The organism is Pseudomonas sp. UYEF17, from assembly GCF_040546125.1.
GTDB classification, from domain to species: Bacteria; Pseudomonadota; Gammaproteobacteria; order Pseudomonadales; family Pseudomonadaceae; genus Aquipseudomonas; species Aquipseudomonas putida_Z.
The window spans coordinates 238,468-264,308 of the sequence record NZ_JBEPNE010000005.1; the positions used below are offsets into that span (position 1 = coordinate 238,468).

The window sequence follows — 25,841 nt, forward strand, 5'->3', positions numbered from 1 at the left end:
CCTGCTTCGCGGGTGAACCCGCTCCCACAAGGGCTGCAAAGCAGCCCCGGTAATCTCACTGGTTACGCGGCAGCCAATTCAACAGGAACTCATTCACCACCCGCGGGTTCTCCAGGCTGGAGATATGCCCCGCAAACGGAATCTGCGCCGCCAGGCAGCCAATGATCCGCGCCATTTCATTGGACTCTTCCGGCGGCCGCGGAATGTCCTGGTCGCCGCACATCAGGATGGTTCTCTCGCTCGGCAGCTGTTCGAGTTGCTCCAGCAGGTCGTGTCGTCCAAAGATTATCCGCCCCATGGGATCGAGGCTCTCGCGAATGGTTTGTGCACTGCTTGCCTTCAGCTGAGCACGAAACCGCTCACGGATTTCAGGCACGGTCTGGCCGCCTGCGTGGAAAAAAATAGGCACGATGATGTCGAGCAGCAGGTCGCTGAATTCGCCGGCTTCGCTGGCGGCATCCAGCAAGGCGAAGTACTTGAGCCGAGTCTCCTCCGGCTCGGCGCCCAGGTAAGTGTCCATGAGCACCAGGCGATCAATTCGTTCAGGATGGGTAGCGGCCAGCGGTGCGCCCCACATACCGCCTACCGACAGCCCGACCAGGTGGCACTTGGCAATTTCCAGTTTGTCCAGCAACGTCAGGTGCTGGCGGACCAGGCTGTTCATGTCGATGGTCGTGGCAGGCGGAGCATCGGAGCCGCCGTGGCCCCACAGCTCGGGGACGATGACGCGGAAGTGTGCTGACAAGGCTTCGATTTGTGGCTGCCACATCTCGGCGGACCACAGGTAGCTGTGGCCGAGCAGGACCGGGAAACCCTGGCCCTGATCGATGTAGCTCATGCGGGCGCCGTCGATTTCGATGAAGTGTCTTTGCATGGAATGGGTCTCGGCTGGGAGTGCTGTAGGGTATTCGAAATTGTCGGGGCCGCTTTGCGGCCCATTCGCAGCACAAGGCTGCTCCTACAGGGGATCGCGGTTTCTTGTAGGAGCAGCCTTGTGCTGCGAATGGGCTGCATGGCAGCTCCTTTACTGAGCTGGCACCAGACGCAAGGTACTCTGCGCCGGAATCACCCCCATCTGCGCCTTCTGGTACTGCCCCTGCACATACCCTTCGGCCTGATCCGCAAAATGCCTGTCGAACGGCACGCCACTCTGCCCGACCGGGTTGGTGGTCAGCGCCTGCCCGGCATCGGCAAAGTCGACCAGCCGCCGCGTCGACGGCCCATAGGTCACCGGCCATGGCGCCGGGCCGATCTTCGCCGAGAGGTTGTTCGGCACTTCATGGGTGCCCGGTGCGGCGAACGGGCCGACGTTGAACAGCAGGTTCAGCGGCTTTTTAACCCCCAGCGGGTGGTTGTGGGTCAGGGTATGGGCCTTGCCCCACTGCCAGCTGGTCGGGTCACTACCCATGGTCTCCCGCAGGTGCTTCAAGCTGTTCTGCCACGCCGTGCGCACCACGGCGGCACGGTCGGTGCGCTGGTTGGCTCCGCGGGTGTTCCACCACGGCGAATCGGCATCCGCCGCCAGGCGCGGCAGGGCTGCGTCGATGGCGCGGGTGCTGATAAGTACCGGGAACCAGGTGTCGCCCAGCTCGTCATGCAGGGCCGCGAATGCCAGCTCGTAGAGGAACTGGTTGAACAGCGTGGCACTGGTCGAGTCGAGCGGGTAGTCGCCGCTCCAGGCTGCCAGTTGCTCGACCAGTTCCTTCTCTTCGTCGCCTTCGGCCACTGCGCGCAGCGTTGCCAGCAGTGGTGCAAGGGTGCGCGGGCCATGGTCGCTGGCAGTGTCCAGCTGCAGCACCTGGCTGTTTTGGGTATCCCACTTCACCTCGGGGTTGGCCAGGTGGCGGTCGAGCTGGCGGCCTCGGTCCGGCAGGTTGTAGTAACCGGGTATCGGCACCGCCGCCGGAGGCTGGTAGTTGGCCGAGACAATGTAGCCGCGCGCCGGGTTCTCCTGTTGCGGGTTGACGCTAAAGGGATAGAAGCCGAGCTTGTCGGCCTGCGCACTGGCACCGTCAAGGATGAACGCGGGGTCGACGCCGTCGGGGCGGATCGGCAACTGCGCCGCCGCCCACCAGCCGATATCGCCACGGGCATTGGCCCACACCAGGTTCAGCCCCGGCGCATGCACCTTGGCCGCGGCCTCGCGCATCTTGCCCAGGGTATCGGCGCGGTTGAGCTGGTAGAACCCGTCGAGGATCGGGTTTTCGGTCTCCAGGAACGCCCACCACATGGCGATTGGCGTGGGCCCGGCAGTGGCGCCCAGCACGTCGTTGACGATCGGGCCATGGGGCGAGCGGCGCAGGCTGAGGGTGACCGGTGCTTCGCCTTTGACGGCAATCTGTTGCTCGGTCTTTTCCATTGCCTGCCATTTGCCATCGACCATCACCTGGTTGGCGTCGGCCGGGTTGATGCGCTCGGCGATCAGGTCGACGTCGTCGTTCTGGAACATGGTCAGGCTCCAGCCGAAGTCGCGGTTGTGGCCGAGCAGGGCGAACGGGTTTAGCGCCTGGAAGTAGCCATACAGGTTGAAGCCCGGCGCCGACAGCTCTGCCTCGTACCACACTGCCGGCACCGCAAAACCGATGTGCGGGTCGCCGGCCAGCAGCGGCTTGCCGCTGCGGGTGCGGCTGCCGGCCACGGCCCAGGCGTTGCTGCCCTCGAATTGCGGGATGCCCGCATCGCCCAGCGCGTCATGGCTGAGGTGGGCGAGGGCCTCCAGGCTTTGCCAGTCGGCAGCGGCTAGCGGTGTACTCAAGGCGCCCTCGGGCTGCCAGGCGAGATCGAAGATGTTCAGGTACTCAGGGCCCAGCTGGTCGCGGATGTAGGTCAGCGCGGGCTCGGTGCGAAACGCGGCGGCAAAGCTGTAGGCCAGGTAGCCGGCGATGCTCAGGGTGTCTTCGGCACTGAACGGGCGTGGGGTAATGCCGAGCAGGTCGAATTCCATGGGCTTGGGGTGGCTGGCCTGCCAGCTGTTCACCCCGTCGAGGTAGGCTTGCAGGGCTTGCCAGGCGGGCGATTGCCGGTCCTGACGCTTGGCCATCAGTGCTGCCTGTTCGCGAATGCGCAGGCTGCGGAACATAGTGTCGGTGGGCAGCAGCTTGTCGCCCAGCACCTCGGCCAGCTCGCCCCGGGCCAGGCGCCGCAGGATCTCCATCTGGAACAGCCGGTCCTGGGCATGCACGTAACCGAGGGCACGGTACAGGTCCGGCTCGCTCTGCGCCTGCAGGTGCGGCACGCCGCGGGCATCGTAGCGCACGCTGACCGGCGCCTGCAGGCCGGCGATGGCCACCTCGCCCTCGCGTTGCGGCAGCTTGCCCTGCAGGTACCAGTATCCGGCGCCGGCGGCCACGGCAACCACCACGGCCAACAGGGTCAGGCTGCGCTTCATGCAGGCTCCTTGTGCGTTCAAGCGAAAAATGTGGTCCGATGATCGGCGGATTCGCGAACAGAGCATAGCCCCAGGAAGGAGTTTCCATGTCCCTCAGCGAAAAACAGAAAATGCTTACAGGCCAGCTCTATCACGCTGGCTGCCCCGAGCTGCAGGCCGAGCAGATCGCCAACAAGCACTGGATGCACCGCTACAACAGCAGTATCGAATTGCTCAACGACGCACGTCATGGGCTTTTGGTAGAGCACTTTGGCCAGGTCGGCGAAGGCGCGGTGATCCGCCCGCCGTTCTATTGCGACTATGGCTACAACATCAGCGTCGGCCGCAACACCTTCATGAATTTCAACTGCGTGATCCTCGATGTGCTGCCGGTGCATATCGGTGATGACTGCCAGATCGGCCCCAACGTGCAGATCTATACCGCCGACCACCCGCTCGACCCCGAGGTGCGCCGCACTGGGCTGGAGAGTGGCCGGCCGGTGACCATCGGCAACAACGTGTGGATCGGCGGCGCGGCGATCATCCTGCCGGGGGTGACCATTGGCGATAACGCCGTGGTGGGTGCCGGTAGTGTGGTGACTCGGGATGTGCCGGCTGGGGCGGTGGTGGTGGGCAACCCTGCGCGGGTGCGTCAGCCGGCCCAGGGGCAGTAGCAGCCTACCGCCAGGGTATTGGAGGCACTCACCTGGCGGCCGTCGAGCAGTGCCTTTAGGATCGGCTCGATGAAGCTGTTGCTGGCATTGCATACCGCACCTTCGCTGTAGGGGCCGAAGTAGGCCAGGTGGCCTTGCCGGTCCCAGATCGCCACGGCCGGGGAGGCGGGCAGGTGTTCGCTGCCGGGCACGCTGGCGAGTGGCTTGAGGGCGGTGAGGTTGGCGGGCAGCTGGCCGTGGCTGTCGGGCTTTTGCAGTACGTGGAAGGTCACGCCCTGGCTGGCGAACTGGTTGACCAGGTCGCCCAAGTGCTGCTGGTTGCCGACGTTGCACGGGCAGGCAGGGTCCCAGAAATGCACTACCCGGATCGGGCCGGGGCCGGCCAGCTCGGCGGGCAACTGCAGCTGGCTGCCGTCGAACAGCGTGGCCTGGTTGTCGAACGGGCGCAGGTAGCGGGCCTTGAAGGTGGTGTAGGCCTGCCAGAGGATGATGGCGCCGACGATGAGGACGAGAGCCATGCACAGTGGTTTGATGATCCGAGTCTTCATGAAGGTTCCGCGGCCCCCTGTAGGAGCGGCCTTGCGTCGCGATGGGGTGCGAAGCGCCCCCAGGATTTGTGCCCCACGCTGAGATTGCCGGGGCCGCTGTGCGGCCCTATCGCGACACAAGGCCGCTCCTACAGGGGATCGGTGGTTGATGTTCGATAGTGAGCAAGCTTGCCATGGCGCGGGCCAGAGCTGAATATCCCAGATCAATACTTGCTTCACTGTGGATGTACCCGATGCCCGCTGCCTTTCACCCCGACCTCCTGCGCACCAGCCTGGCGCCGTTGAACGCTCGCCGGCCGTTGTCGGCGCAGGCGCAGGACTACCAGCGCTTCTATGGCCTGAACCTGTCGGCCCACAGCTGGCTGGGCGGCTTCCAGGCCGCAGGCTTCGAGCTGGTCGGGCAGGCCTGGCTACCCGAGCAGCCGAGCGCGACGCTGTTCCTGCTGCACGGCTATTACGATCACATGGGGTTGTACCGTCACGTGATCGATTGGGCGCTCAAACAGGGTTTCGCCGTGATCAGTTGCGACCTGCCCGGCCATGGCCTGTCCAGCGGCGAGCGGGCCAGCATCAGTGATTTCGCGGTTTACCAGCAAGTGCTGGATGCTTTGTTCGAACAGGCGCGCACGCTGCAACTGCCGCGCCCCTGGCACCTTTGCGGGCAAAGCACCGGTGGCGCCATCGCCGTGGACCACCTGTTGTACCAGGGCGCGCGCAGCCCCATCGATGGCCAGGTCATCCTGTTGGCGCCGCTGGTGCGGCCCTGTGCCTGGCGCTGGTCGAAGCTGAGCTATCGCGTGTTGCGTCACTTCGTGAATGGCATCGAGCGGCGCTTCAGCGAGAACACCAATGACCCGACCTTCCTGCCGTTCCTCGAAGCCGACCCGCTACAACCGCGCCGCCTGCCTACAGCCTGGGTGGGTGCCTTGATTGCCTGGGTCAAACGCATCGAGGCCGCGCCGCGCAGCACGCGGCGGCCGTTGATCGTGCAAGGAGAAGCGGATGGCACAGTGGACTGGCCCTACAACCTCGAAGTACTCAAGGCCAAGTTTGCCGAGCCGCAGATTCTGATGCTGCCCGAGGCCCGTCACCACCTGGCCAACGAGCTGCCGGGCATTCGCCAGCGCTACTTCGACTTCATCGACCAGCGCCTGGGCTGATCACTTAAGGTCGCTGCTGCTCTGGCCAACTGCCAGGCCTGCGCGAACGGCGGCCAAGGCGGCCTGGTAGTAAGCCTTGCCGTCTGGCGACTCGGCAAAGGTGGCGAACTCTTCCAGCTCGGCATCGGACAGGTCGCGATAGACATACAGCAGGGTGTTGTTGAGGTCTTCGCCGATCTGGCCCATCAGGCGCTGGCGCTGGCCGTCGAGCAGGTTCTGGGCCTGGCCGCCGCCGAACAGGCCGGGGATCATCGAGCTGAGGCTGTCGGCCGCCACGCCGGCGATGGCCAGGCTCACTTCGGCACCGGCTTCGCGCGCCGGCAGGGCCTGGGCCAGGTGGCCGATTATCAGCAGGCGGTCATCACTGGCCTGGATCTTCGGCAAGCCTTTGGCATTCCTGGCCAGTTCGTCCTTGCGTGTGGCCTTGAGCTCCGCAGCCACCACCTTGCGCCCCAGCGGCGACCGGAAGAAGGCCAGCGCTGGTGCCGGGTTGGCCAGGGTTGCGCGCAGCTGCGCCTGGGCGCGACGGTCCACCGCCTGGGCCTGGAAGCGCTGGTTGCTGTTGTTTACCAGCGCCTGGTACACGGCGGGTGGCAAACTGTTGCGGTAGCGTTCCTGGGCGGCGGTCAGGGCATCATTGAAATGGGCGCGCTGGTCGGGCCAGCCGGCGGCCTTGTACAGTTGATCCAGGTTGTCTGCCCAGACAGGCACGGTGCAGATCATCAGCAGAATCAGGGAAAACAGACGGCGCATTCAGGACTCCTGTCGGCAGGTGGCTATTGTCCGTGGCCGGGCGCCGGTTTGTCGAGATATCCGCGTGCTTCTCGGCCAAGTGGCGCTGTGCGCCGACATGGCTAATGGATATGATGCGCGCCATGCACATCTCCCCTGAACACCCGATGCTTGCGGCCGTCGTCGACGATCTGGTCACCCATGGCTGGTCCCAGCAGGCGCTTTTTCTGCCTGCCGACCTGGTGCGCGCGCTCGCGGCTGAGTGCCGGCGCCGTGATGCCGAAGGCGAACTCAACCCCGCAGGGGTTGGGCGCGGTGCTGCCCAGGAGGTGCGCGAGGCCATTCGCGGCGACCAGATCCAGTGGATCGACCCCGGCCAGGCCGAGGCCTGCGACCAGTACCTGAGCGCCATGGACCAGCTGCGCCAGGCCATCAACCAGGGCCTGTTCCTCGGCCTGGAAGACTTCGAGTGCCATTTTGCCTTGTACCCGCCGGGGGCGTTCTATCGCCGGCACCTGGACCGCTTCCGCGATGATGACCGGCGCATGGTGTCGGCAGTCCTGTACCTGAATGAAGGCTGGCAGCCGCAGGACGGTGGCCAGTTGCGCATGTTCCTGGCGGACGGTGTCGAGCATGATGTCGAGCCGGTGGCGGGCTGCCTGGTGGTGTTCCTGTCGGGCGAGGTGCCCCATGAGGTGCTGCCGGCAGGGCGTGAGCGGCTTTCGTTGACCGGCTGGTTCCGGCGCCGTGGCAATGACCCGTTCTGACCTGCCCAAGGTGCTGGTCAGTGCTTGCCTGCTGGGGCAGCCGGTGCGCTATGACGGCCGCGCCAGTGGCCACCCCGACCTGTTGCAGCGCTGGCAGGCCGAAGGGCGCGTGGTGCCGTTGTGCCCGGAAGTGGCCGGTGGCTTGCCGACCCCACGGCCGCCTGCAGAGATACCGGGCGGGCAGGGTGGGGAGGTGCTCGACGGTGGCGCGCAGGTGCTGACGGTGACGGGCGAGGATGTCAGCGCCGAGTTCCTGGCCGGGGCGCAGCGGGCGCTGGAGCTGGTGCGCCGGCATGGCATTCGTGTGGCCGTGCTGAAGGCTGGAAGCCCTTCGTGTGGCAACCGGTTGACCTATGACGGCACGTTCAGTGGTGTGAAGGTGGCCGGGGAAGGGGTGACCACGGCATTGCTGCGGCGGGCGGGGGTGCTGGTGTTCAGCGAGCTGGAGCTGGACGAGGCACAGCAGGCTCTCATTGAGTTTTCTGCTTGAACCTGTACTGGCCTCTTCGCGGGCTCGCCCGCTCCCACAGGGATAGCACCCGCTCCCGGGCCTGTGATTAACCTGTGGGAGCGGGCGTGCCCGCGAAGAGGCCAGTACAGGCAATAAAGAACTTACTGCCCGGACGCAGTCTCAGGCACACCCTTGAACCACTTCTGCTCAAGCTCGGCAGTCCGCCCGCTGTCCTTGAGCCGCTGCAGTGCATTGTTCACCGCGCTCTCGAACGCCGGGTTGTCCTTCTGGAACGGGATCACCAGCTGCTTCTCGCCAAACGGCAGGCTCACATCGAGCTGGCCGTCACCTTTGGGCGATTCGCTCGACGGGGTCAGTGCGATGTCGTACTTGCCACTCTCGACACCGGGCAGTACCTCTGCCGCAGGGGCTTCGATGAACTCGGCGCGCAGGTCCAGTTCCTTGGCCAGGTCCTGGCCAAACTCGATCTGGAAACCGGTCAGGTGGTCATTTTCCTTGAATGCGTACGGCGAGTTGTCGGCCTGTACGGCAATGCGCAGTTCGCCCCGGTCGGCAATTTCGTCTATCAGCTCGGCCTGAGCCAATGGCGTGATCAGTACCGCCAGCATTACTCCGATGATCGAACGCATTAAAGCCCCTTTCTCTTTGGCAGATGAATAACCTTCGCCACGGCTTTCTTCCTCGCCGTGGTCGAGCGCAGCCTATGACCTTGAAGGCTCGGCATTGTTTAACCCTGATTGAAATATTTCTGCCTGACGATGTGAACATCTGGGCAAACATATCAACTAAGGTGAACCACCGCCGCCACTGGAATACTGGCGGCGGTCAATAAGTGAATCACAGGAGAAGTGAATGAACAGCCTATTTTCGCGTGCTGCCGTTGCTGGTCTGTTGATGGGAGCGTCAATGTTCGCCAGTGCCGCAGATGCCCTGAAGAGCCAGGAGCCGCCCAAGGATGCCAAGGTCTTCATCGTTTCCCCCGCCGATGGCGCCACGGTCGACAAGACCTTCACCGTCAAGTTCGGCATCGAGGGCATGACGCTCAAGCCTGCGGGCGACAGCACCCCGCACACCGGGCACCACCACCTGCTGGTGGATGTGGATAAAGAGCCGGTGGCCGACATGGCGCTGCCATCCAGCCTGATGCCACAGGCCGGCACCGCGCTGCCGGATGGCCCGCAAGTGCTGCACTTCGGCAAGGCGCAGACCGAGACCAGCATTACCCTCACCCCGGGCAAGCACACCCTGCAGCTGGTGCTGGGTGACCAGTATCACGTGCCGTTCAAGCCGAGCGTCGTGTCGCAGAAGATTACTGTCGACGTGAAATAGGTGTCGGGTTCTTCGCGGGCTCGCCCGCTCCCACAGGATCACCACTGGCTTCAAGGCTGGTGTGGACCCTGTGGGAGCGGGCAAGCCCGCGAAGCAGGCGACACCAATGTCACAGGCAAAAAAAGGGAGGCCACCGGGGCCTCCCTTTTTCATGTCGCCAGCGAACTTAGAACAGGACGCGGGAACGGATGGTGCCCTTGACCTGTTGCAGCTTCTCTTGCGCCAGGTCGGAGTACTCGGCGTCAACGTCGATCACCACGTAACCGACTTTCTCGTTGGTCTGCAGGAACTGACCGGAGATGTTGATGCCGTTCTCGGCGAAGACCTTGTTGATCTCGCTGAGCACGCCCGGGATGTTTTCGTGGATGTGCAGCAGGCGGTGCTTGCCTGGGTGCGCCGGCAGGGCCACTTCCGGGAAGTTGACCGAGGATACCGAGGTACCGTTGTCGCTGTACTTGACCAGCTTCTCGGCCACTTCCAGGCCGATGTTGGCTTGGGCTTCAGCGGTGGAACCACCGATGTGCGGGGTCAGGATCACGTTGTCCAGGCCACGCAGCGGGCTTTCGAACTGCTCGTCGTTGGAGCGCGGCTCCACCGGGAACACGTCGATGGCGGCGCCGATCAGGTGCTGGTCCTTGATGGCGGCGGCCAGGTGGTCCAGCTCGACCACGGTGCCGCGGGCGGCGTTGATCAGGATCGCGCCCTTCTTCATCGCGCGGATTTCCTTCTCGCCAATCATCCACTGGGTGGACGGCAGCTCAGGCACGTGCAGCGAAACGATGTCGGCCAGGCCCAGCAGCTCGTGCAGGCTGGTGACTTGCACGGCGTTGCCCAGTGGCAGCTTGGTCAGCGGGTCGTAGAAATACACCTGCATGCCCATGTTCTCGGCCAGGACCGACAGCTGGGTGCCGATCGAGCCGTAACCGACGATACCCAGCTTCTTGCCGCGGATTTCGAAGGAGTTGGCCGCGCTCTTGATCCAGCCGCCACGGTGGCAGGAAGCGTTCTTCTCGGGGATGCCGCGCAGCAGCAGGATGGCTTCGGCCAGTACCAGTTCGGCTACCGAACGGGTGTTGGAGTATGGCGCGTTGAACACGGCGATACCGCGCTCGCGGGCAGCTTCCAGGTCGACCTGGTTGGTGCCGATGCAGAAGCAGCCAACGGCGACCAGTTTCTTGGCGCAGTCGAAGATCTCTTCGGTCAGCTGGGTGCGCGAACGGATGCCGATGAAGTGGGCATCGGCGATCTTTTCCTTCAGCTCGGCTTCCGGCAGCGAACCAGTGAGGTATTCGATGTTGGTGTAGCCGGCGGCCTTGAGGGTATCGACCGCGTTCTGGTGCACACCTTCAAGAAGAAGGAACCGGATCTTGCTCTTGTCGAGAGAAGTCTTGCTCATCTGCGTAAACCTGTATCCCGGAGAAAAAATGGCGAGGGTGATGCCAGGCGCAAAGGCAGCCTTAGCATGAACAGCGGGAGGGCTATGCTAGCATACGCGACACAATCTGAGCTTATCCCGACAGGTGAAGAGTGCTCAGGGTGACTATGAATAAGTCGAGAGTTCCAGCGATGACCCACCCCGCTGTTATTGATGAACTGATGACCCTTGTCGACCCTGGCAAGGTCCTGACCGACGCAGCTTCCCTGGAGGCCTATGGCAAGGACTGGACCAAGCATTACCCACCGGCGCCCAGCGCCATCGTCTTCCCCAAGACGGTGGAGCAGGTGCAGGCGATCGTGCGCTGGGCCAATACGCACAAGGTGGCGCTGGTGCCGTCGGGCGGGCGTACCGGGCTTTCCGCAGGCGCCGTGGCGGCCAATGGCGAAGTGGTGGTCGCCTTCGACTACATGAACCAGATTCTCGGCTTCAATGCCTTCGACCGCACCGTGGTCTGCCAGCCAGGGGTGATTACCCGCCAGCTGCAGGCCTACGCCGAAGAACAGGGCCTGTATTACCCGGTGGACTTCGCCTCCAGCGGCTCCAGCCAGATTGGCGGCAATATTGGCACCAATGCCGGCGGAATCAAGGTGATTCGCTACGGCATGACCCGCAACTGGGTGGCCGGGCTGAAAGTGGTCACCGGCAAGGGTGAGCTGCTGGAGCTGAACAAGGACTTGATCAAGAACGCCACCGGCTACGACCTGCGCCAGCTGTTCATCGGTGCCGAAGGTACCCTGGGCTTTGTGGTCGAGGCCACCATGCGTCTGGACCGTGCGCCGCGCAACCTCACCGCGATGGTGCTGGGGACCCCGGATTTCGACTCGATCATGCCGGTGCTGCATGCCTTCCAGGGCAAGCTGGACCTGACCGCCTTCGAGTTCTTCTCCGACAAGGGCCTGGCCAAGATCCTGGCGCGTGGCGATGTGCCGGCGCCGTTCGAGACCGACTGCCCGTTCTATGCGCTGCTGGAATTCGAGGCCAGCACCGAGGAGGTGGCCAACGAAGCCCTGGCCACCTTCGAGCACTGCGTCGAGCAAGGCTGGGTGCTGGACGGGGTGATGAGCCAGAGCGAGACCCAGCTGAAAAATCTGTGGAAACTGCGCGAGTACCTGTCGGAAACCATCTCGCACTGGACCCCGTACAAGAACGACATTTCTGTCACGGTATCGAAAGTGCCAGCGTTCCTGCGCGATATCGACGCCATCGTTGCCGAACATTACCCGGATTACGAAGTGGTGTGGTACGGCCACATCGGCGACGGCAACCTGCACCTGAACATCCTCAAGCCCGAGCACATGAGCAAGGATGACTTCTTCGCTTCGTGCACCAAGGTCAACAAGTGGGTGTTCGATATCGTCAAGCGCTACAACGGCTCGATCTCGGCCGAGCACGGCGTGGGCATGACCAAGCGAGACTACCTGGGCTACAGCCGCTCGCCCGAAGAAATCGCCTGCATGAAGGCAATAAAGGCCGTGTTCGACCCTAACGGCATCATGAATCCGGGTAAGATCTTCGCACCTGAATAGAAAGCAGTATCCAGAGGAGTCGGCCATGAGTTACCAGCACCAGTACGTAGACGGCACACGCATTCACTTCCCGCTGGGCAAGGTGGTGTGCATCGGCCGTAACTATGCCGAGCATGCCAAGGAGCTGGACAACCCGATCCCCACCGAACCGCTGCTGTTCATCAAGCCGGGCAGCTGCGCAGTGCCGGCCGAGGGCGGCTTCAAGATTCCGACGGAACGTGGCTCGGTGCACTATGAGGCGGAAATTGCCGTGCTGCTGGGCAAGCCGCTGTCGACTCATCCGAGCGAGGAAGAGGTGCTGGACGCCATTTCCGGTTACGCCCCGGCGCTGGACCTGACCCTGCGCGATGTGCAGGCCAAGCTGAAAGAGAAGGGCCTGCCATGGGAGTTGGCCAAGTGCTTCGACGGCGCCTGCGTACTGCCGCCGTTCGTGTCGGCCGCCAGCTTCGAGGACGTGACCGACATCCCGGTGCGCCTGACCGTCAACGGCGAAGTTCGCCAGGACGGTAACAGCGCGATGATGCTGAACCCGATCGTGCCGATGATTCAGTACATGGCCGCGCATTTCTCGCTGCAGGCGGGGGATGTGATCCTCACCGGCACCCCGGCGGGCGTGGGGCCGTTCAATGTCGGTGACGAACTGGTGCTGGAGCTGCCGGGTGTGAGCCGCTTCGAAAGCCGGGTGCTCTGATTCGAGACCGCGTCGCCTTCTTCGCGGGCACGCCCGCTCCCACAGGAATATCACAAGCTTCAAACCTGTGGAGAACCCTGTGGGAGCGGGTTCACCCGCGAAGAGGCCGGTCCTGTTTACCGATTTTTCACACCTGATCCGGATAATGCGCGAACCTACGCCCATTTCCCCAGGACCCCCGCATGCCATCTCCCTCCAGCGCCCCGGCAACCCCCAAGCGTCGTTTCTTCCTGCGCTGGCCCTTCGGCCTGGCCGCGGCGGCGGTAATCGGCTATGGCGTGGCCGTGGCCATGCACTGGGATGACCGCGGCGCGCTGTGGGTCAAGGAAGGCTTCGAAAGCACCGCCGAGCGCAGCGAAAGCGTATGGCTGCCGGACTACCAGGTCGACATCGATGCCAAGCCGCTGCCGGGCATGGACGACGATGAAGCTTCGGATGTGGCCTTCAACCCGCGTACCCGCACCCTGTTCGCAGTCATGGGCAAGAACCCTATCCTGGTCGAACTGAGCCTGGATGGCGATGTACTGCGCAAGATCCCCCTCAACGGCTGGAACAACCCGGAAGGCGTCGCCGTGTTGGAAGACGGCTTCCTGGCAATCACCGATGAGCGCCTGCACGACCTGACCGTGGTCAAGGTGGATGCGCAGACCACCTCGTTGAACCATGATGATTTCCAGAGCCACGACCTGGGCCAGTCGGTGAAAAGCAACAAGGGCTTCGAGGCGGTGGCCTGGGACCCGCTACGCCAGCGCCTGGTCATCGGCGAGGAGCGCCCGCCAAGGCTGTACACCTGGAACACCGATGGCCGCAGCCCGCTCACGGGCGAAAAGCAGCCGTTGCCCAGCGATGAACTGGACCTGCGCAACCTCTCGGCACTGGGCGTCGACCCGCGTACCGGCCACCTGCTGGCGCTGTCGGCCGATTCCAACATGCTGCTGGAGCTGGACGAGCAGGGTCAGCAGGTCAGCTTCATGACCTTGCTCGGCGGTTTCAACGGCCTGCAGGACACCATTCCGCGTGCCGAAGGGGTGGCCATGGACGACAAGGGCAACCTGTACATGGTTAGCGAGCCGGCCCTGTTCTATCGCTTCAGAAAGAACTGAGCCCAACATCCGACTTTTCGGATGCTGGCATTAAGCTTTACTTCAGTTGTTCATGGTTAGATTCGCCACCCCTATGTCGAGTCTGCCCTCATGCGCCGTTCTGTTCGCCTGTTCCTTGTCCTGGCCGCCATCGGCCTGCTCCTGCTCGGCCTGGCCGGGCAGGAGTTCCGCCTGTTCGAGCGTGGCTGGTTCAACCTCAAGGCCTGGTGGCAGCCCGCCGAGCAGAGCATCGGCCTGGACCGCTACCGGGTGGTGGTGGAGGCGCAGCCGGTCGAAGGGCTGGATGACGACATATCGGCGCTGACCTACGACCCCGACCGCAAGACCCTGTTTACCGTCACCAATGCCCGCTCGGAGCTGATCGAGCTGTCGCTGGACGGCCGCATCCTGCGCCGGGTGCCGCTGACCGGCTTCGGCGACCCGGAAGCGGTAGAGTACGTCGGGCCCAACAGCTATGTGATCACCGACGAGCGTCAGCAGCGGCTGATTCGCGTGCGCCTGGAGGACGACACGATGTTCCTCGATGCCGGCGATGCCGAGCAGCTGACCCTGGGCATTGGCCTGAACGGCAACAAGGGTTTCGAGGGGCTGGCTTACGATTCGGCGGGCAAGCGCCTGTTCGTGGCCAAGGAGCGTGACCCGATGCTGATCTACGAGGTGCATGGCTTCCCGCACGACAACCCTGAGCAGCCCTATGCGGTGCATGTGGTGCAGGACCGCAAGCGCGATTCGCGGCTGTTCGTGCGGGACCTGTCGAGCTTGCAGTTCGATGAGCGCAGCGGGCACCTGTTGGCGCTGTCGGACGAGTCGCGGCTGGTGCTGGAACTGGATGTGGAGGGCCGGCCGCTGAGTACCTTGTCGTTGCGCAAGGGGTTCCAGGGATTGCAGGCGACGGTGCCACAGGCGGAGGGGATTGCGATGGATGAGGCAGGGACCATCTATCTGGTCAGTGAGCCGAACCTGTTCTATGTGTTCAAACAGCCAGCGGAGTGAGCAGGTGGGGCTGCTTTGCAGCCCATTCGCAGCACAAGGCTGCTCCTACAGGAAATCGCGTACCCTTGTAGGAGCAGCCTTGTGCTGCGAATCGAGGGCGAAGCCCTCGCCGCAGGTTACTCGGCCTTCAGGCTTTTCACGCCTTCAGAGGTACCCAGCAGCAGCAAATCCGCCGGACGCGCCGCGAACAGGCCGTTGGTCACCACGCCAACGATGGCGTTGATCTGCGCTTCCAGCTCCACCGGGTTGGTGATCTGCAGGTTGTGCACATCGAGGATCACGTTGCCGTTGTCGGTAATCACGCCCTCACGGTAGACCGGGTCACCACCCAGCTTGACCAGTTGGCGCGCCACGTGGCTGCGGGCCATCGGGATCACTTCGACCGGCAGCGGGAAGGCGCCCAGCACCGGTACCAGCTTGCTGGCGTCGGCGATGCAGATGAAGGTCTTGGCCACGGCGGCGACGATCTTCTCGCGGGTCAGGGCTGCGCCGCCGCCCTTGATCAGGTTCAGGTGCGCGTCGCTCTCGTCGGCGCCGTCCACGTAGAACTCCAGTTCGCTGACGCTGTTCAGCTCGTAGACCGGGATGCCATGGCCCTTCAGACGCTGGGCAGTGGCTTCGGAGCTGGCGACCGCGCCGTCGAAGGCGGTCTTGTGCTGAGCCAGGGCGTCGATGAAGAAGTTGGCGGTCGAACCGGTGCCGACGCCGACGACGCTCTTTTCATCCAGCTTGGGCAGAATGAAGTCGACAGCGGCCTGGGCGACGGCCTGTTTGAGTTGGTCCTGGGTCATGCGGGCTCCGAGAGGGGCAGGGCGGTTTTGAAAAGAGCCTAGTATAACGGCTCGGGCGGCTTTGCTGTGGTCGCCCGACGTAGCGCTGGGGTAGACTCCCAGCCCTTGTCCCGCGGCCCAGTGATGCATTCCCGATGCTCGAACAGTACGTCAAGAAGATCCTCACCTCGCGCGTCTACGACGTTGCGGTCGAAACCCCGCTGCAGAGCGCCGGGCAGCTGAGCAAGCGCCTGGGCAACCAGATTCTGCTCAAGCGCGAAGACCTGCAGCCGGTGTTCTCGTTCAAGATCCGCGGGGCCTACAACAAGCTGGCCCAACTGACCCCGGAAGAACTGGCCCGTGGCGTGGTCACCGCCTCGGCCGGCAACCACGCCCAGGGCCTGGCCCTGGCAGCGCGCGAGATGGGCATCAAGGCCACTATCGTGATGCCCAAGACCACCCCGGAAATCAAGGTCGAAGGTGTGCGTTCGCGGGGCGGCAAGGTGGTGCTGCATGGCGACTCGTTCCCCGAGGCGCTGGCCTATTCGCTGAAACTGGTCGATGAAAAGGGCTTCGTCTACGTGCACCCCTACGACGACCCGCACACCATCGCCGGGCAGGGCACCGTGGCCATGGAGATCCTGCGCCAGCACCCAGGCCAGTTGGACGCGATCTTCGTGCCGGTGGGTGGCGGTGGCCTGATCGCCGGCATTGCTGCCTACGTGAAGTACCTGCGCCCGGAAATCAAGGTGATTGGCGTCGAGCCGGACGACTCCAACTGCCTGCAGGCGGCCATGGCGGCCGACGAGCGCGTGGTGCTGCCGCAGGTCGGGCTGTTCGCCGACGGCGTGGCGGTGGCTCAGATCGGCCAGCACACCTTCGATATCTGCCGCCATCATGTGGATGAAGTGGTCACCGTCAGTACCGACGAGATCTGCGCGGCTATCAAGGATATCTACGATGATACCCGCTCGATCACCGAACCTGCCGGTGCCCTGGGTGTGGCGGGCATCAAGAAGTACGTCGAGCTGTACGGCGTGGCCGGGCAGACCCTGGTGGCCATCGACTCCGGTGCCAACGTCAACTTCGACCGCCTGCGCCATGTGGCCGAGCGTGCCGAGCTGGGTGAAAAGCGCGAAGCGATCATCGCCGTGACCATCCCCGAACGCCCGGGCAGCTTCAAGGCCTTCTGCGAGGCTATCGGCAAGCGCCAGATCACCGAGTTCAACTACCGCAAGCACACCTCCGACGAGGCGCATATCTTCGTCGGCGTGCAGACCCACCCGGAAAACGACCCGCGTGCGGCACTGGTACAGCAACTGACCGAGCAGGGCTTCCCGGTTACCGACCTGACCGACAACGAGCTGGCCAAGCTGCATATCCGCCACATGGTTGGTGGCCATTCGGCCGGTGCCAGTGACGAGATGGTGCTGCGCTTCGAGTTCCCCGAGCGGCCGGGGGCGCTGTTCAACTTCCTCAACAAGCTGGGCGGGCGCTGGAACATCTCGATGTTCCATTACCGCAACCATGGTGCCGCTGACGGGCGCGTGGTGGCGGGGTTGCAGGTGCCGGAAGACGAGCGCCATCTGGTGCCGGCGGCGCTGGCGAAGATCGGTTACCCGTACTGGGACGAGACTGACAACCCGGCTTACAAGCTGTTCCTGGGCTGAGCGGCTAAGCTAAGCCAGAAATCTCGCTTTTTGTAGGAGCGGCCTTGTGTCGCGATGGGCCGCAAGGCGGCCCCGGCAATGTGTGATCATGGCCGAGATCCCGGGGCCGCTTTTGCGGCCCTTTCGCGACACAAGGCCGCTCCTACAAGGGTTAGGGGCTGCTGCAAAAATGGCCTGACAAAGGACAATTCGGACATGGAACACCTGACCACCCTCAAGACCCTGCACATCATCGCCACCGCGCTCCTGCTGCTGGGTGCTCTAGGCCTGGCGCTCTGGACCGTGCGCGCCCGCCGCAAGGGCGATGCCGAGGCCTACGCCAAGCTGCTGCGTCGGCCCCTGGTGTTCGTCTGGCTGGCGATGGGCCTGTGCCTGGTGAGCATGCCGTTCACCGGCTGGTGGCTGGTGCACCTGGTGGGCTGGCCGCTGGGGCAGGCCTGGGTGCTGGCGTCCAGCGTCATCTATACGCTGGGCGCGTTTGCCGTGTGGTGGCTGCTGGTGCGGTTGAACCGGCTGCGCAAGGCCGAGGTGGTGGGGTTGCGCTTTACCTTGGCACTGGCGGTGTTCAGTGGGGTTTGCTTCCTGTCCATCGCCGGGCTGATGGGCGCCAAGCCGGTCTGACAGCTTTGTGCTGTATGTGCTGGCCTCTTCGCGGGTAAACCCGCTCCTACAGGATCTGAGCAGGGCTTGAGGGCTGTGCAGTACCTGTGGGAGCGGGTTTACCCGCGAAGAGGCCGGCACAGGAAAACCTCAATCCCGCAGCGAAACCACCGGCCACCCGCGCATCTCGGCCTCCGCCCGCAGCTTCGGGTCGGGGTCCACCGCCACCGCATGCGCCACTCGCTGCAACAACGGCAAATCGTTCATCGAGTCGCTATAGAAATAGCTGTCCTCAAGATCGAAGCCGTTCTCCAGCATCCAGCGCTCCAGCCGCGTCACCTTGCCTTCACGGAAACACGGTATATCGGTACTACGCCCGGTATAGCGGCCATCACGCATCTCGCATTCGGTCGCCAGCAACACGCGAACCCCCAGGCGCCGGGCAATCGGTGCGGTGACGAAGCGGTTGGTGGCGGTGATGATCACCAGCTGGTCGCCGGCCTCGCGGTGCTGCTGCAGCAAGCTCAGCGCCTTGGGCAGGATGATCGGCTCGATGCAGTCGCGCATGAAGTCGCTGTGCCATTCGTCGAGCTGGGCTACCGGTGTTGCCGCAAGGATTTCCATGGAAAAGGCCAGGTAGGCCTGCAGGTCCAGGGTGCCGTTCAGATATTCCTGATAGAAGCCATCGTTGCGTTGCTTATAGGTAACCGGGTCGAGGATGCCGCGCTGGCAGAGGTAGTCACCCCAGGCATGGTCGCTGTCGCCACCGAGGAGGGTATTGTCCAGGTCGAATAAAGCCAGGCGCATCGCGGTCACTCGCATAAGCCACAGGGTAGGCCCGCAGAATACGGAGTTTTCACGCTGCTGCACATAAGCTTGGCGGGCGCGTTGCTGCGCTCGCAAGCTTTGTGGAACAATGCGGTGACATGCGTTTGCGAGGTTGCTGCCGTGATCGACCCGGATGGTTTTCGCCCCAATGTCGGGATCATTCTCACGAATGATGCCGGGCAGGTGCTATGGGCTCGACGGATCAACCAGGATGCCTGGCAGTTTCCCCAGGGTGGCATCAACCCTGACGAGACGCCGGAGGATGCCCTGTACCGCGAGCTGAACGAAGAAGTTGGCCTTGAACGCGATGATGTGGAAATTCTTGCCTGCACCCGTGGCTGGTTGCGTTATCGTTTACCCCAGCGACTGGTGCGTACGCATAGCCAGCCGCTGTGCATCGGCCAGAAGCAGAAATGGTTCCTGCTGCGTCTGGTCAGCAACGAACAACGGGTGCGGATGGACCTGACCGGCAAGCCGGAATTCGACGGCTGGCGCTGGGTCAGCTATTGGTACCCGCTGGGCCAGGTTGTGACATTCAAGCGCGAGGTCTACCGACGCGCCCTGAAAGAGCTAGCACCGCGTCTGCTGACGCGCGACTGACGACGGAGTTCGACCCCGAGCCATGCTCAATACGCTGCGCAAGATCGTCCAGGAAGTAAACTCCGCCAAAGATCTCAAGTCGGCGTTGGGGATCATTGTCTTGCGTGTCAAGGAGGCCATGGGCAGCCAGGTCTGCTCGGTCTACCTGCTCGACCCGGAAACCAACCGCTTCGTGCTGATGGCCACCGAAGGCCTGAACAAGCGCTCCATCGGCAAGGTCAGCATGGCCCCCAACGAAGGCCTGGTCGGCCTGGTCGGTACCCGGGAAGAGCCGCTGAACCTGGAAAACGCTGCCGACCACCCGCGTTACCGCTACTTTGCCGAAACCGGCGAGGAAAAATTCGCCTCCTTCCTCGGTGCGCCGATCATCCACCACCGCCGCGTGGTCGGGGTATTGGTCATCCAGCAAAAGGAGCGCCGCCAGTTCGACGAGGGCGAAGAAGCCTTCCTGGTCACCATGAGCGCCCAGCTCGCAGGGGTTATCGCCCACGCCGAGGCCACCGGCTCGATCCGTGGCCTGGGCCGCCAGGGCAAAGGTATCCAGGAAGCGCGCTTCGTCGGTGTACCGGGCTCGCCTGGCGCCGCCGTGGGGCGCGCAGTGGTGATGCTGCCGCCAGCCGATCTGGAAGTGGTACCGGACAAGACCGTCGATGACATCGACGCCGAGCTGAAGCTGTTCCAGAACGCCCTCGAAGGTGTGCGCGACGATATGCGCAAGCTGTCGGCCAAGCTGGCCACCCAGCTGCGCCCGGAGGAGCGTGCACTGTTCGATGTGTACCTGATGATGCTCGAAGACGCGGCCCTGGGCGGTGAGGTGACCGAGGTCATCAAGACCGGCCAGTGGGCCCAGGGCGCACTGCGCCAGGTGGTGGGCGAGCACGTCAACCGCTTCGAGCTGATGGACGATGACTACCTGCGCGAGCGCGCATCCGACGTCAAGGACCTGGGCCGGCGCCTGCTGGCCTACCTGCAGGAAGCCCGCGCGCAGTCGCTGGTGTATGCCGACAACACCATCTTGGTCAGTGAAGAGCTGACCCCGGCGATGCTCGGTGAAGTGCCGGAAGGCAAGCTGGTCGGCCTGGTCTCGGTACTGGGCTCGGGCAACTCCCACGTCGCCATCCTGGCTCGCGCCATGGGTATCCCCACGGTGATGGGCCTGGTCGATTTGCCTTATTCCAAGGTCGACGGCATCGAGATGATCGTCGACGGCTACAAGGGCGAGGTGTTCACCAACCCCAGCGAAGTGCTGCGCAAGCAGTACAGCGACGTGGTCGAGGAGGAGCGCCAGCTGGCCCAGGGCCTGGATGCCCTGCGCGAACTGCCGTGCGTTACCCCGGACGGCCACCGCATGCCGCTGTGGGTCAACACCGGCTTGCTCGCCGACGTGGCCCGTGCCCAGCAGCGTGGTGCCGAAGGGGTGGGGCTGTACCGCACCGAAGTGCCGTTCATGATCAACCAGCGCTTCCCCAGCGAGAAAGAGCAGCTGGCCATCTACCGCGAGCAGCTGGCGGCCTTCCACCCGCTGCCGGTGACCATGCGTACCCTCGACATCGGTGGCGACAAGTCGCTGTCGTACTTCCCGATCAAGGAAGAAAACCCGTTCCTCGGCTGGCGCGGCATTCGCGTCACCCTCGACCACCCGGAAATCTTCCTGGTGCAGACCCGCGCCATGCTCAAGGCCAGCGAGGGGCTGAACAACCTGCGTATCCTGCTGCCGATGATTTCCGGCATCCACGAGCTGGAAGAGGCGCTGCACCTGATCCACCGCGCCTGGGGCGAGGTGCGTGACGAAGGCACCGATGTGCCGATGCCACCGGTTGGCGTGATGGTGGAAATTCCTGCGGCGGTGTACCAGACCAAGGAGCTGGCGCGGCAGGTGGACTTCCTGTCGGTCGGTTCCAACGACCTGACCCAGTACCTGCTGGCGGTGGACCGCAACAACCCGCGGGTCGCCGACCTGTACGACTACCTGCACCCGGCGGTGTTGCAGGCGCTGAACACGGTGGTGCGCGACGCCCATGGCGAAGGCAAGCCGGTGAGTATCTGCGGTGAGATGGCCGGCGACCCGGCAGCGGCGATCCTGTTGATGGCCATGGGCTTCGACAGCCTGTCAATGAACGCCACCAACCTGCCGAAGGTGAAGTGGATGCTGCGTCAGGTGAATATGAGCAAGGCCAAGGAGCTGCTGGTGGAGGCCTTGAGCCATGACAACCCGCAGGTTATCCACAGCTCGCTGCAACTGGCCCTGAAAAACCTTGGGTTGGCGCGGATGATCGGGCCTGGGGCCAATAAAACCCTCTGAATGTGAGGTGGCCTGTTCCGGCCTCTTCGCGGGTAAACCCGCTCCCACAGGTACAGCGCAGCCTTCAGATGCGGCGCAGTACCTGTGGGAGCGGGTTTACCCGCGAAGAGGCCGGAGCAAGCAACATCAAATTATCAGACCAGCAACTCAACTTCCCCCAAGTGCCCACCAAAGGGCCCGAAACTGCGTTCAATCAGTCGCCTTTTGCCCTGATCATCCACAATCAGCACCGTACTCGCCCGAGTCCCGTAGTTCTGGCTGGCAATGAACACACTCGACAGCAGCTTCTCGGTCGCCAACCCCACGCCCGTCTCCGGCAACTCGCCCTCCGGCGCCGGTTCGGCATCGGCCAGCAACGCCAGCAAGCGCTGTGGCTCTGGCGTCTCCAGTAACCCTTCCAGCCCACTGCGCGCCTTCACCAGCTTCGGCCAAGGCGTATCCAGCCCGGCATTGGAAAGCCCGTAAACCCCGGCCTCCAGCAAGCGCGGCGCCGCGTCCCGGGCATGCAGATAGCCCAGCTGTCGCCCATCGCCCACCAACAGGTTGAACCCTGAATACTGCCTGCTGCGGCTGGCCACCTGGTCCAGATAGGCATCGACCCCAAACTCCCCCTGCAGATACGCCGCCACCAGCTCGCCCCGCGAGCGCGGCCCCAAAGCCTGCGCCGGGTCGCGAATATTGGTCAGCGCCGCGAACCGCCCCTGCGGGCCGACGCCCAGCCAGGTGCCGCCGGCCTCCAGGTCGCGCCCGGCATATACCCCGGGTGCATCCTCCCAGGCCGCCAGGGCCTGGGTGGGGCGGGCATAGAACTCATCGCGGTTGGCCGCCACGATCAGCGGCAGGGCATGCCCCGGCCGCCAGGCGAATACGATCAGGCACATCGGTCGGGCCTCTGGGTTTTTTGCCACTGTACCCACAGCGGCGGGGAGGATCCATCCTGACACACTGTTCACTAGAGCCCCGAGCCCGGCTTCCGTTACCATGCCGCATTGTTTTCTCGGGGAAGACGAATGGAATTCGTGCTCTATCTGCTGTTGGGCGCCTGCGCCGGTGTGCTGGCCGGGCTGTTCGGCGTGGGCGGCGGTATCATCATCGTGCCGGTGCTGGTGTTCAGCTTCACCTTGCAAGGTTTCGATGCCTCGGTGCTGACCCACCTGGCTGTCGGTACATCGCTGGCAACCATCGTCTTCACCTCGATCAACGCTGTGCTCGAGCACCATCGCAAGGGCGCGGTGCAATGGCCGATCTTCGCCTGGATGACCCTCGGCATCCTCCTCGGGGCCGGTGTCGGCGCCAAGACCGCCTCGCTGATCCAGGGGCCACTGCTGCAAAAGATCATCGGTGTGTTCGCCCTGGTCATCGCCGCGCAGATGGCCCTGGACCTCAAGCCCAAGGCCAGTCGTGGCATCCCCGGCAAGCCCGCGCTGATCGGTGCAGGTGGGGTGATCGGCTGGGCTTCGGCCATTTTCGGCATCGGCGGCGGTTCGCTGACCGTGCCGTTCCTGACCTGGCGCAGCCTGCCCATGCAGCAGGCAGTGGCCACGTCTTCGGCCTGTGGCCTGCCGATTGCCTTGGCCAGTGCCCTGAGTTTCATTCTGCTGGGTTGGCACGAGGAGCACCTGCCAGCCCACAGCCTGGGTTACGTGTACCTGCCGGCGCTGCTCGGCATTGCCGTGACCAGCATGTTTTTCGCCCGCTTCGGCGCGCGCCTGGCGCACAAGCTGTCGCCACGTTTGTTGAAACGCCTGTTCGCAGCCCTGCTGTTCTGTGTCGGCCTCAGCTTTTTGATTTGAATCGAGAGGAAGTTCCATGCTGCCTTACCCGCAGATAGATCCCGTGGCCGTGGCCATCGGGCCGCTGAAAATCCATTGGTACGGCCTGATGTACCTGGTCGGCATCGGCGGTGCCTGGCTGCTCGCCTCGCGCCGGCTGAACCGCTTCGACCCCACCTGGACGCGCGAAAAGCTCTCCGACCTGGTGTTCTGGCTGTCGATGGGTGTGATCGTCGGTGGTCGCCTGGGCTATGTGCTGTTCTACGACCTGCACGCCTACCTGGCCAATCCGACGCTGATCTTCGAGGTGTGGAAGGGTGGCATGTCGTTCCACGGCGGTTTCATCGGCGTGATGCTGGCGGCCTTGTGGTTCGGCAAGCGCAACAACAAGTCGTTCTTCGAGCTGATGGACTTCGTCGCGCCGCTGGTGCCGATCGGCCTGGGGGCCGGGCGCATCGGCAACTTCATCAACGCCGAGCTGTGGGGCAAGGCCACCGATGTGCCATGGGCGATGGTCTTCCCGCCGTTCAGCGACCCGGCGCAGTTGCCGCGTCACCCATCGCAGCTGTACCAGTTCGCACTCGAAGGTGTGGCGCTGTTCCTGATCCTCTGGGCGTTCTCGCGCAAGCCGCGGCCGACCATGGCGGTATCCGGCATGTTCGCGCTGTTCTACGGCATCTTCCGCTTCATCGTCGAATTCGTCCGCGTGCCGGATGCCCAGCTTGGCTACCTGGCCTGGGGCTGGCTGACCATGGGTCAGATTCTGTGCGTGCCGATGATCCTGGCTGGCCTTGGCCTGATCTGGTGGGCTTATAATCGCAAGCCTACGGCGAAACCCGCCTGATTAATCCCACGGCAGGGGCGATCCCCCTGCCGTTTTTGCTACAGGTAAGCCATGAAACAGTATCTGGACCTGGTCCGCGACGTCATCGACAACGGCACGCTGCAGGGCAACCGCACCGGCATTCGCACCATCAGCCTGCCGGGCGCCATGCTGCGTTTCGACTTGCAGAAGGGCTTCCCGGCCATTACCACGCGCAAACTGGCGTTCAAGTCGGCGATCGGCGAAATGGTCGGTTTCCTGCGTGGCGTGAAGAACGCCGGTGAATTCCGCGAACTGGGCTGCAAGGTCTGGGACCAGAACGCCAACGAGAACGCCCAGTGGCTGGCCAACCCGTTCCGTCAGGGCCATGACGACCTGGGCGAGATCTACGGCGTGCAATGGCGCCAGTGGCCGGGCTACAAGCGCATCCCGCTGAGCAACCCGGCGGCCATCGAAATGGCCGAGAAGGCGGGCTTCCGCCGCATCGCCCAGGACGAGGAGGACGGCGTCGCGTTCGTCATCCTGTACAAGGCCATCGACCAGGTGCGCCAGTGCCTGGACACCATCGCCAACGACCCGGGCAGCCGCCGTATCCTGTTCCACGGCTGGAACTGCGCGCAGCTGGACGAAATGGCCCTGCCGCCGTGCCACCTGCTGTACCAGTTCCATCCGAATGTGGAGACCAGGGAGATTTCCCTGACCCTCTACATCCGCTCCAACGACCTGGGCCTGGGCACGCCGTTCAACCTCACCGAAGGCGCGGCGCTGCTGTCGCTGTTCGGCCGCCTGACCGGCTACACCCCTCGCTGGTTCACCTACTTCATCGGCGACGCTCATGTGTATGAGAACCACCTGGACATGCTCAACGAGCAGCTCAAGCGTGAGCCGCTGGAAGCGCCGAAGCTGGTGATCAGCGACCGTGTGCCGGCGTTTGCCGAGACGGGCAAGTACGAGCCGGAGTGGCTGGAGAAGATCGAGCCGAGCGATTTCTGGCTGGAAGGGTATGAGCACCATGCGCCGATGACGGCGCCGATGGCGGTGTGACAGATCTCTATTGCCTGTACCGGCCTCTTCGCGGGTAAACCCGCTCCCACAGGGACCGCACAAAGCTCAGGCCTGTGCAGTACTTGTGGGAGCGGGTTTACCCGCGAAGCTTTTGGCTTAATGCCCGTGGCTTCGCCCCACATGCGAATGCTCGGTTTCCGGCACCGATACCGCCCCGTTCGTCTCCAGTTGCTGCAAGATCGCGCATTCCGCCCCTTGCGCATTGCAGCGCCGCCGCAGCTCCACCAGCTGTTCCTGCAACGCCACCAGACCATCGATCCGTGCCTGCACATGCTCGATATGCTCGTCGATCAGCGCATTGACGCTGCCGCACGAATCATCGGGGCTGTCGCGCAGGCGTAGCAGGCTGCGGATTTCATCCAGGGTCATGTCCAGGGTGCGGCAGTTGCGGATGAACGTCAGCCGCTCGACATGGGCCTGGGTGTACAGCCGGTAGTTGCCGTCGCTGCGCGCCGGCTCCGGCAGCAGCTGTTCACGCTCGTAGTAGCGGATGGTTTCCACGGCGCAGTCGGTGGCTTTGGCCAGTTCTCCGATCTTCATCACGAAATTCTCCAGCAAGTGGCTTGACCCTATAGTGGCTACAGGGTGTTCACTTGGCAACAGGCTCAAAT

The 25,841-nt window shown here is 63.7% G+C and carries 26 protein-coding genes; 16 read left to right on the plus strand and 10 right to left on the minus strand.

The window, feature by feature from the left end; translation table 11 throughout:
• Nucleotides 1-55: 55 nt before the first annotated feature.
• The gene (locus tag ABIB24_RS10850; RefSeq protein WP_274078253.1) at nt 56-874 is read right to left on the minus strand and encodes an alpha/beta fold hydrolase; all 819 of its coding nucleotides are present in this window, start codon (nt 872-874) and stop codon (nt 56-58) included.
• Nucleotides 875-1,024: 150 nt separating this feature from the next.
• Entirely contained in the window at nt 1,025-3,388 is a 2,364-nt protein-coding gene (locus tag ABIB24_RS10855; protein ID WP_354316427.1) for a penicillin acylase family protein, read from the minus strand.
• An 86-nt stretch (nt 3,389-3,474) separates the two neighbouring features.
• Between ABIB24_RS10855 and ABIB24_RS10860 the strand changes: the two genes are divergently transcribed.
• Complete coding sequence (locus ABIB24_RS10860; protein ID WP_137162620.1) at nt 3,475-4,041, plus strand: sugar O-acetyltransferase; 567 nt, start codon at nt 3,475-3,477, stop codon at nt 4,039-4,041.
• Here the strand turns inward: ABIB24_RS10860 and ABIB24_RS10865 are convergent.
• Nucleotides 4,020-4,589, minus strand: a complete 570-nt coding sequence (locus ABIB24_RS10865) for a DUF6436 domain-containing protein (RefSeq protein ID WP_137162619.1) — start codon at nt 4,587-4,589, stop codon at nt 4,020-4,022. The two genes, ABIB24_RS10860 and ABIB24_RS10865, sit on opposite strands and share 22 nt — an antisense overlap.
• A 233-nt stretch (nt 4,590-4,822) precedes the next feature.
• Between ABIB24_RS10865 and bipL the strand changes: the two genes are divergently transcribed.
• A complete protein-coding gene (bipL, locus tag ABIB24_RS10870; RefSeq protein WP_137162618.1) occupies nt 4,823-5,749 on the plus strand; it encodes a phospholipase BipL in 927 nt (308 codons plus the stop codon).
• Here the strand turns inward: bipL and ABIB24_RS10875 are convergent, their stop codons facing one another.
• On the minus strand, nt 5,750-6,502 hold the full coding sequence (locus ABIB24_RS10875; RefSeq protein ID WP_003258544.1) for a DUF2059 domain-containing protein: 753 nt from the start codon (nt 6,500-6,502) through the stop codon (nt 5,750-5,752).
• 113 nt (nt 6,503-6,615) lie between these two features.
• Between ABIB24_RS10875 and ABIB24_RS10880 the strand changes: the two genes are divergently transcribed.
• Together ABIB24_RS10880 and ABIB24_RS10885 are read left to right on the plus strand one after the other, a co-directional pair.
• Nucleotides 6,616-7,248, plus strand: a complete 633-nt coding sequence (locus ABIB24_RS10880) for a 2OG-Fe(II) oxygenase (protein WP_084785356.1) — start codon at nt 6,616-6,618, stop codon at nt 7,246-7,248.
• Nucleotides 7,235-7,738 (plus strand): 2-thiouracil desulfurase family protein, encoded by a 504-nt coding sequence (locus ABIB24_RS10885; protein ID WP_354316431.1) that lies wholly within the window; start codon nt 7,235-7,237, stop codon nt 7,736-7,738. The genes ABIB24_RS10880 and ABIB24_RS10885 overlap by 14 nt, the downstream gene beginning before the upstream one ends.
• Before the next feature lie 122 nt (nt 7,739-7,860).
• On the opposite strand, the gene ABIB24_RS10890 is transcribed toward ABIB24_RS10885, so the two are convergent.
• The gene (locus ABIB24_RS10890) at nt 7,861-8,349 is read right to left on the minus strand and encodes a substrate-binding periplasmic protein (RefSeq protein ID WP_354316433.1); all 489 of its coding nucleotides are present in this window, start codon (nt 8,347-8,349) and stop codon (nt 7,861-7,863) included.
• Nucleotides 8,350-8,572: 223 nt separating this feature from the next.
• Here ABIB24_RS10890 and ABIB24_RS10895 point away from each other — a divergent pair, with 223 nt between their 5' ends.
• Nucleotides 8,573-9,049 (plus strand): DUF4399 domain-containing protein, encoded by a 477-nt coding sequence (locus tag ABIB24_RS10895; RefSeq protein ID WP_274078247.1) that lies wholly within the window; start codon nt 8,573-8,575, stop codon nt 9,047-9,049.
• 166 nt (nt 9,050-9,215) lie between these two features.
• Here ABIB24_RS10895 and serA read toward each other — a convergent pair whose 3' ends face one another.
• Nucleotides 9,216-10,445, minus strand: coding sequence for a phosphoglycerate dehydrogenase (serA, locus tag ABIB24_RS10900; protein WP_003258542.1), 1,230 nt, complete (start codon nt 10,443-10,445; stop codon nt 9,216-9,218).
• 170 nt (nt 10,446-10,615) lie between these two features.
• Here serA and ABIB24_RS10905 point away from each other — a divergent pair, with 170 nt between their 5' ends.
• From ABIB24_RS10905 to ABIB24_RS10920, 4 genes are all read left to right on the plus strand, one after another.
• Nucleotides 10,616-12,013: a D-2-hydroxyglutarate dehydrogenase gene (locus tag ABIB24_RS10905; protein WP_085592443.1), complete on the plus strand. Its 1,398-nt coding sequence runs from the start codon at nt 10,616-10,618 to the stop codon at nt 12,011-12,013.
• A 25-nt stretch (nt 12,014-12,038) separates the two neighbouring features.
• Nucleotides 12,039-12,704 (plus strand): fumarylacetoacetate hydrolase family protein, encoded by a 666-nt coding sequence (locus ABIB24_RS10910; protein WP_274078245.1) that lies wholly within the window; start codon nt 12,039-12,041, stop codon nt 12,702-12,704.
• Nucleotides 12,705-12,886: 182 nt separating this feature from the next.
• Nucleotides 12,887-13,807 (plus strand): SdiA-regulated domain-containing protein, encoded by a 921-nt coding sequence (locus ABIB24_RS10915; RefSeq protein WP_354316436.1) that lies wholly within the window; start codon nt 12,887-12,889, stop codon nt 13,805-13,807.
• A 90-nt stretch (nt 13,808-13,897) separates the two neighbouring features.
• Entirely contained in the window at nt 13,898-14,800 is a 903-nt protein-coding gene (locus ABIB24_RS10920; protein ID WP_075046682.1) for an SdiA-regulated domain-containing protein, read from the plus strand.
• 116 nt (nt 14,801-14,916) lie between these two features.
• Here the strand turns inward: ABIB24_RS10920 and rpiA are convergent, their stop codons facing one another.
• Nucleotides 14,917-15,591 carry a ribose-5-phosphate isomerase RpiA gene (gene rpiA / locus ABIB24_RS10925; protein ID WP_170033521.1) on the minus strand — a complete coding sequence of 225 codons (675 nt, stop codon included), beginning with the start codon at nt 15,589-15,591 and terminating at the stop codon, nt 14,917-14,919.
• 134 nt (nt 15,592-15,725) lie between these two features.
• On the opposite strand from rpiA, the gene ilvA reads away from it, so the two are divergent.
• Together ilvA and ABIB24_RS10935 are read left to right on the plus strand one after the other, a co-directional pair.
• Complete coding sequence (gene ilvA / locus ABIB24_RS10930) at nt 15,726-17,240, plus strand: threonine ammonia-lyase, biosynthetic (protein ID WP_137162613.1); 1,515 nt, start codon at nt 15,726-15,728, stop codon at nt 17,238-17,240.
• Between the two features lie 195 nt (nt 17,241-17,435).
• Entirely contained in the window at nt 17,436-17,861 is a 426-nt protein-coding gene (locus tag ABIB24_RS10935; RefSeq protein WP_274078242.1) for a DUF2269 domain-containing protein, read from the plus strand.
• A 129-nt stretch (nt 17,862-17,990) separates the two neighbouring features.
• Here the strand turns inward: ABIB24_RS10935 and ABIB24_RS10940 are convergent, their stop codons facing one another.
• A complete protein-coding gene (locus ABIB24_RS10940; protein WP_274078241.1) occupies nt 17,991-18,647 on the minus strand; it encodes a histidinol-phosphatase in 657 nt (218 codons plus the stop codon).
• Nucleotides 18,648-18,788: 141 nt separating this feature from the next.
• Between ABIB24_RS10940 and ABIB24_RS10945 the strand changes: the two genes are divergently transcribed.
• Nucleotides 18,789-19,268 (plus strand): RNA pyrophosphohydrolase, encoded by a 480-nt coding sequence (locus tag ABIB24_RS10945; RefSeq protein ID WP_003249017.1) that lies wholly within the window; start codon nt 18,789-18,791, stop codon nt 19,266-19,268.
• A gap of 22 nt (nt 19,269-19,290) precedes the next feature.
• Complete coding sequence (gene ptsP / locus ABIB24_RS10950; protein ID WP_013974668.1) at nt 19,291-21,570, plus strand: phosphoenolpyruvate--protein phosphotransferase; 2,280 nt, start codon at nt 19,291-19,293, stop codon at nt 21,568-21,570.
• 134 nt (nt 21,571-21,704) lie between these two features.
• On the opposite strand, the gene ABIB24_RS10955 is transcribed toward ptsP, so the two are convergent.
• Nucleotides 21,705-22,451, minus strand: coding sequence for an NRDE family protein (locus ABIB24_RS10955; RefSeq protein ID WP_274078240.1), 747 nt, complete (start codon nt 22,449-22,451; stop codon nt 21,705-21,707).
• 129 nt (nt 22,452-22,580) lie between these two features.
• On the opposite strand from ABIB24_RS10955, the gene ABIB24_RS10960 reads away from it, so the two are divergent.
• Genes ABIB24_RS10960 through ABIB24_RS10970 form a run of 3 tightly spaced genes read left to right on the plus strand, consistent with a single transcriptional unit; the run spans nt 22,581 to nt 25,209 of the window.
• Nucleotides 22,581-23,363, plus strand: a complete 783-nt coding sequence (locus ABIB24_RS10960; RefSeq protein WP_274078239.1) for a sulfite exporter TauE/SafE family protein — start codon at nt 22,581-22,583, stop codon at nt 23,361-23,363.
• A gap of 16 nt (nt 23,364-23,379) precedes the next feature.
• Nucleotides 23,380-24,186, plus strand: coding sequence for a prolipoprotein diacylglyceryl transferase (gene lgt / locus ABIB24_RS10965; RefSeq protein WP_013974665.1), 807 nt, complete (start codon nt 23,380-23,382; stop codon nt 24,184-24,186).
• 51 nt (nt 24,187-24,237) lie between these two features.
• The gene (locus ABIB24_RS10970) at nt 24,238-25,209 is read left to right on the plus strand and encodes a thymidylate synthase (protein WP_013974664.1); all 972 of its coding nucleotides are present in this window, start codon (nt 24,238-24,240) and stop codon (nt 25,207-25,209) included.
• A 117-nt stretch (nt 25,210-25,326) separates the two neighbouring features.
• Here ABIB24_RS10970 and cadR read toward each other — a convergent pair whose 3' ends face one another.
• Nucleotides 25,327-25,770 (minus strand): cadmium resistance transcriptional regulator CadR, encoded by a 444-nt coding sequence (gene cadR, locus ABIB24_RS10975; protein WP_015272183.1) that lies wholly within the window; start codon nt 25,768-25,770, stop codon nt 25,327-25,329.
• Nucleotides 25,771-25,841 lie beyond the last annotated feature (71 nt).

Coding starts and splice junctions, on each gene's coding strand:
- ABIB24_RS10850 (WP_274078253.1), bottom strand. CDS start 874: ATGCAAAGACACTTCATCGAAATCGACGGCGCCCGCATGAGCTACATC.
- ABIB24_RS10855 (WP_354316427.1), bottom strand. CDS start 3,388: ATGAAGCGCAGCCTGACCCTGTTGGCCGTGGTGGTTGCCGTGGCCGCC.
- ABIB24_RS10860 (WP_137162620.1), top strand. CDS start 3,475: ATGTCCCTCAGCGAAAAACAGAAAATGCTTACAGGCCAGCTCTATCAC.
- ABIB24_RS10865 (WP_137162619.1), bottom strand. CDS start 4,589: ATGAAGACTCGGATCATCAAACCACTGTGCATGGCTCTCGTCCTCATC.
- bipL (WP_137162618.1), top strand. CDS start 4,823: ATGCCCGCTGCCTTTCACCCCGACCTCCTGCGCACCAGCCTGGCGCCG.
- ABIB24_RS10875 (WP_003258544.1), bottom strand. CDS start 6,502: ATGCGCCGTCTGTTTTCCCTGATTCTGCTGATGATCTGCACCGTGCCT.
- ABIB24_RS10880 (WP_084785356.1), top strand. CDS start 6,616: ATGCGCGCCATGCACATCTCCCCTGAACACCCGATGCTTGCGGCCGTC.
- ABIB24_RS10885 (WP_354316431.1), top strand. CDS start 7,235: ATGACCCGTTCTGACCTGCCCAAGGTGCTGGTCAGTGCTTGCCTGCTG.
- ABIB24_RS10890 (WP_354316433.1), bottom strand. CDS start 8,349: ATGCGTTCGATCATCGGAGTAATGCTGGCGGTACTGATCACGCCATTG.
- ABIB24_RS10895 (WP_274078247.1), top strand. CDS start 8,573: ATGAACAGCCTATTTTCGCGTGCTGCCGTTGCTGGTCTGTTGATGGGA.
- serA (WP_003258542.1), bottom strand. CDS start 10,445: ATGAGCAAGACTTCTCTCGACAAGAGCAAGATCCGGTTCCTTCTTCTT.
- ABIB24_RS10905 (WP_085592443.1), top strand. CDS start 10,616: ATGACCCACCCCGCTGTTATTGATGAACTGATGACCCTTGTCGACCCT.
- ABIB24_RS10910 (WP_274078245.1), top strand. CDS start 12,039: ATGAGTTACCAGCACCAGTACGTAGACGGCACACGCATTCACTTCCCG.
- ABIB24_RS10915 (WP_354316436.1), top strand. CDS start 12,887: ATGCCATCTCCCTCCAGCGCCCCGGCAACCCCCAAGCGTCGTTTCTTC.
- ABIB24_RS10920 (WP_075046682.1), top strand. CDS start 13,898: ATGCGCCGTTCTGTTCGCCTGTTCCTTGTCCTGGCCGCCATCGGCCTG.
- rpiA (WP_170033521.1), bottom strand. CDS start 15,591: ATGACCCAGGACCAACTCAAACAGGCCGTCGCCCAGGCCGCTGTCGAC.
- ilvA (WP_137162613.1), top strand. CDS start 15,726: ATGCTCGAACAGTACGTCAAGAAGATCCTCACCTCGCGCGTCTACGAC.
- ABIB24_RS10935 (WP_274078242.1), top strand. CDS start 17,436: ATGGAACACCTGACCACCCTCAAGACCCTGCACATCATCGCCACCGCG.
- ABIB24_RS10940 (WP_274078241.1), bottom strand. CDS start 18,647: ATGCGCCTGGCTTTATTCGACCTGGACAATACCCTCCTCGGTGGCGAC.
- ptsP (WP_013974668.1), top strand. CDS start 19,291: ATGCTCAATACGCTGCGCAAGATCGTCCAGGAAGTAAACTCCGCCAAA.
- ABIB24_RS10955 (WP_274078240.1), bottom strand. CDS start 22,451: ATGTGCCTGATCGTATTCGCCTGGCGGCCGGGGCATGCCCTGCCGCTG.
- ABIB24_RS10960 (WP_274078239.1), top strand. CDS start 22,581: ATGGAATTCGTGCTCTATCTGCTGTTGGGCGCCTGCGCCGGTGTGCTG.
- lgt (WP_013974665.1), top strand. CDS start 23,380: ATGCTGCCTTACCCGCAGATAGATCCCGTGGCCGTGGCCATCGGGCCG.
- ABIB24_RS10970 (WP_013974664.1), top strand. CDS start 24,238: ATGAAACAGTATCTGGACCTGGTCCGCGACGTCATCGACAACGGCACG.
- cadR (WP_015272183.1), bottom strand. CDS start 25,770: ATGAAGATCGGAGAACTGGCCAAAGCCACCGACTGCGCCGTGGAAACC.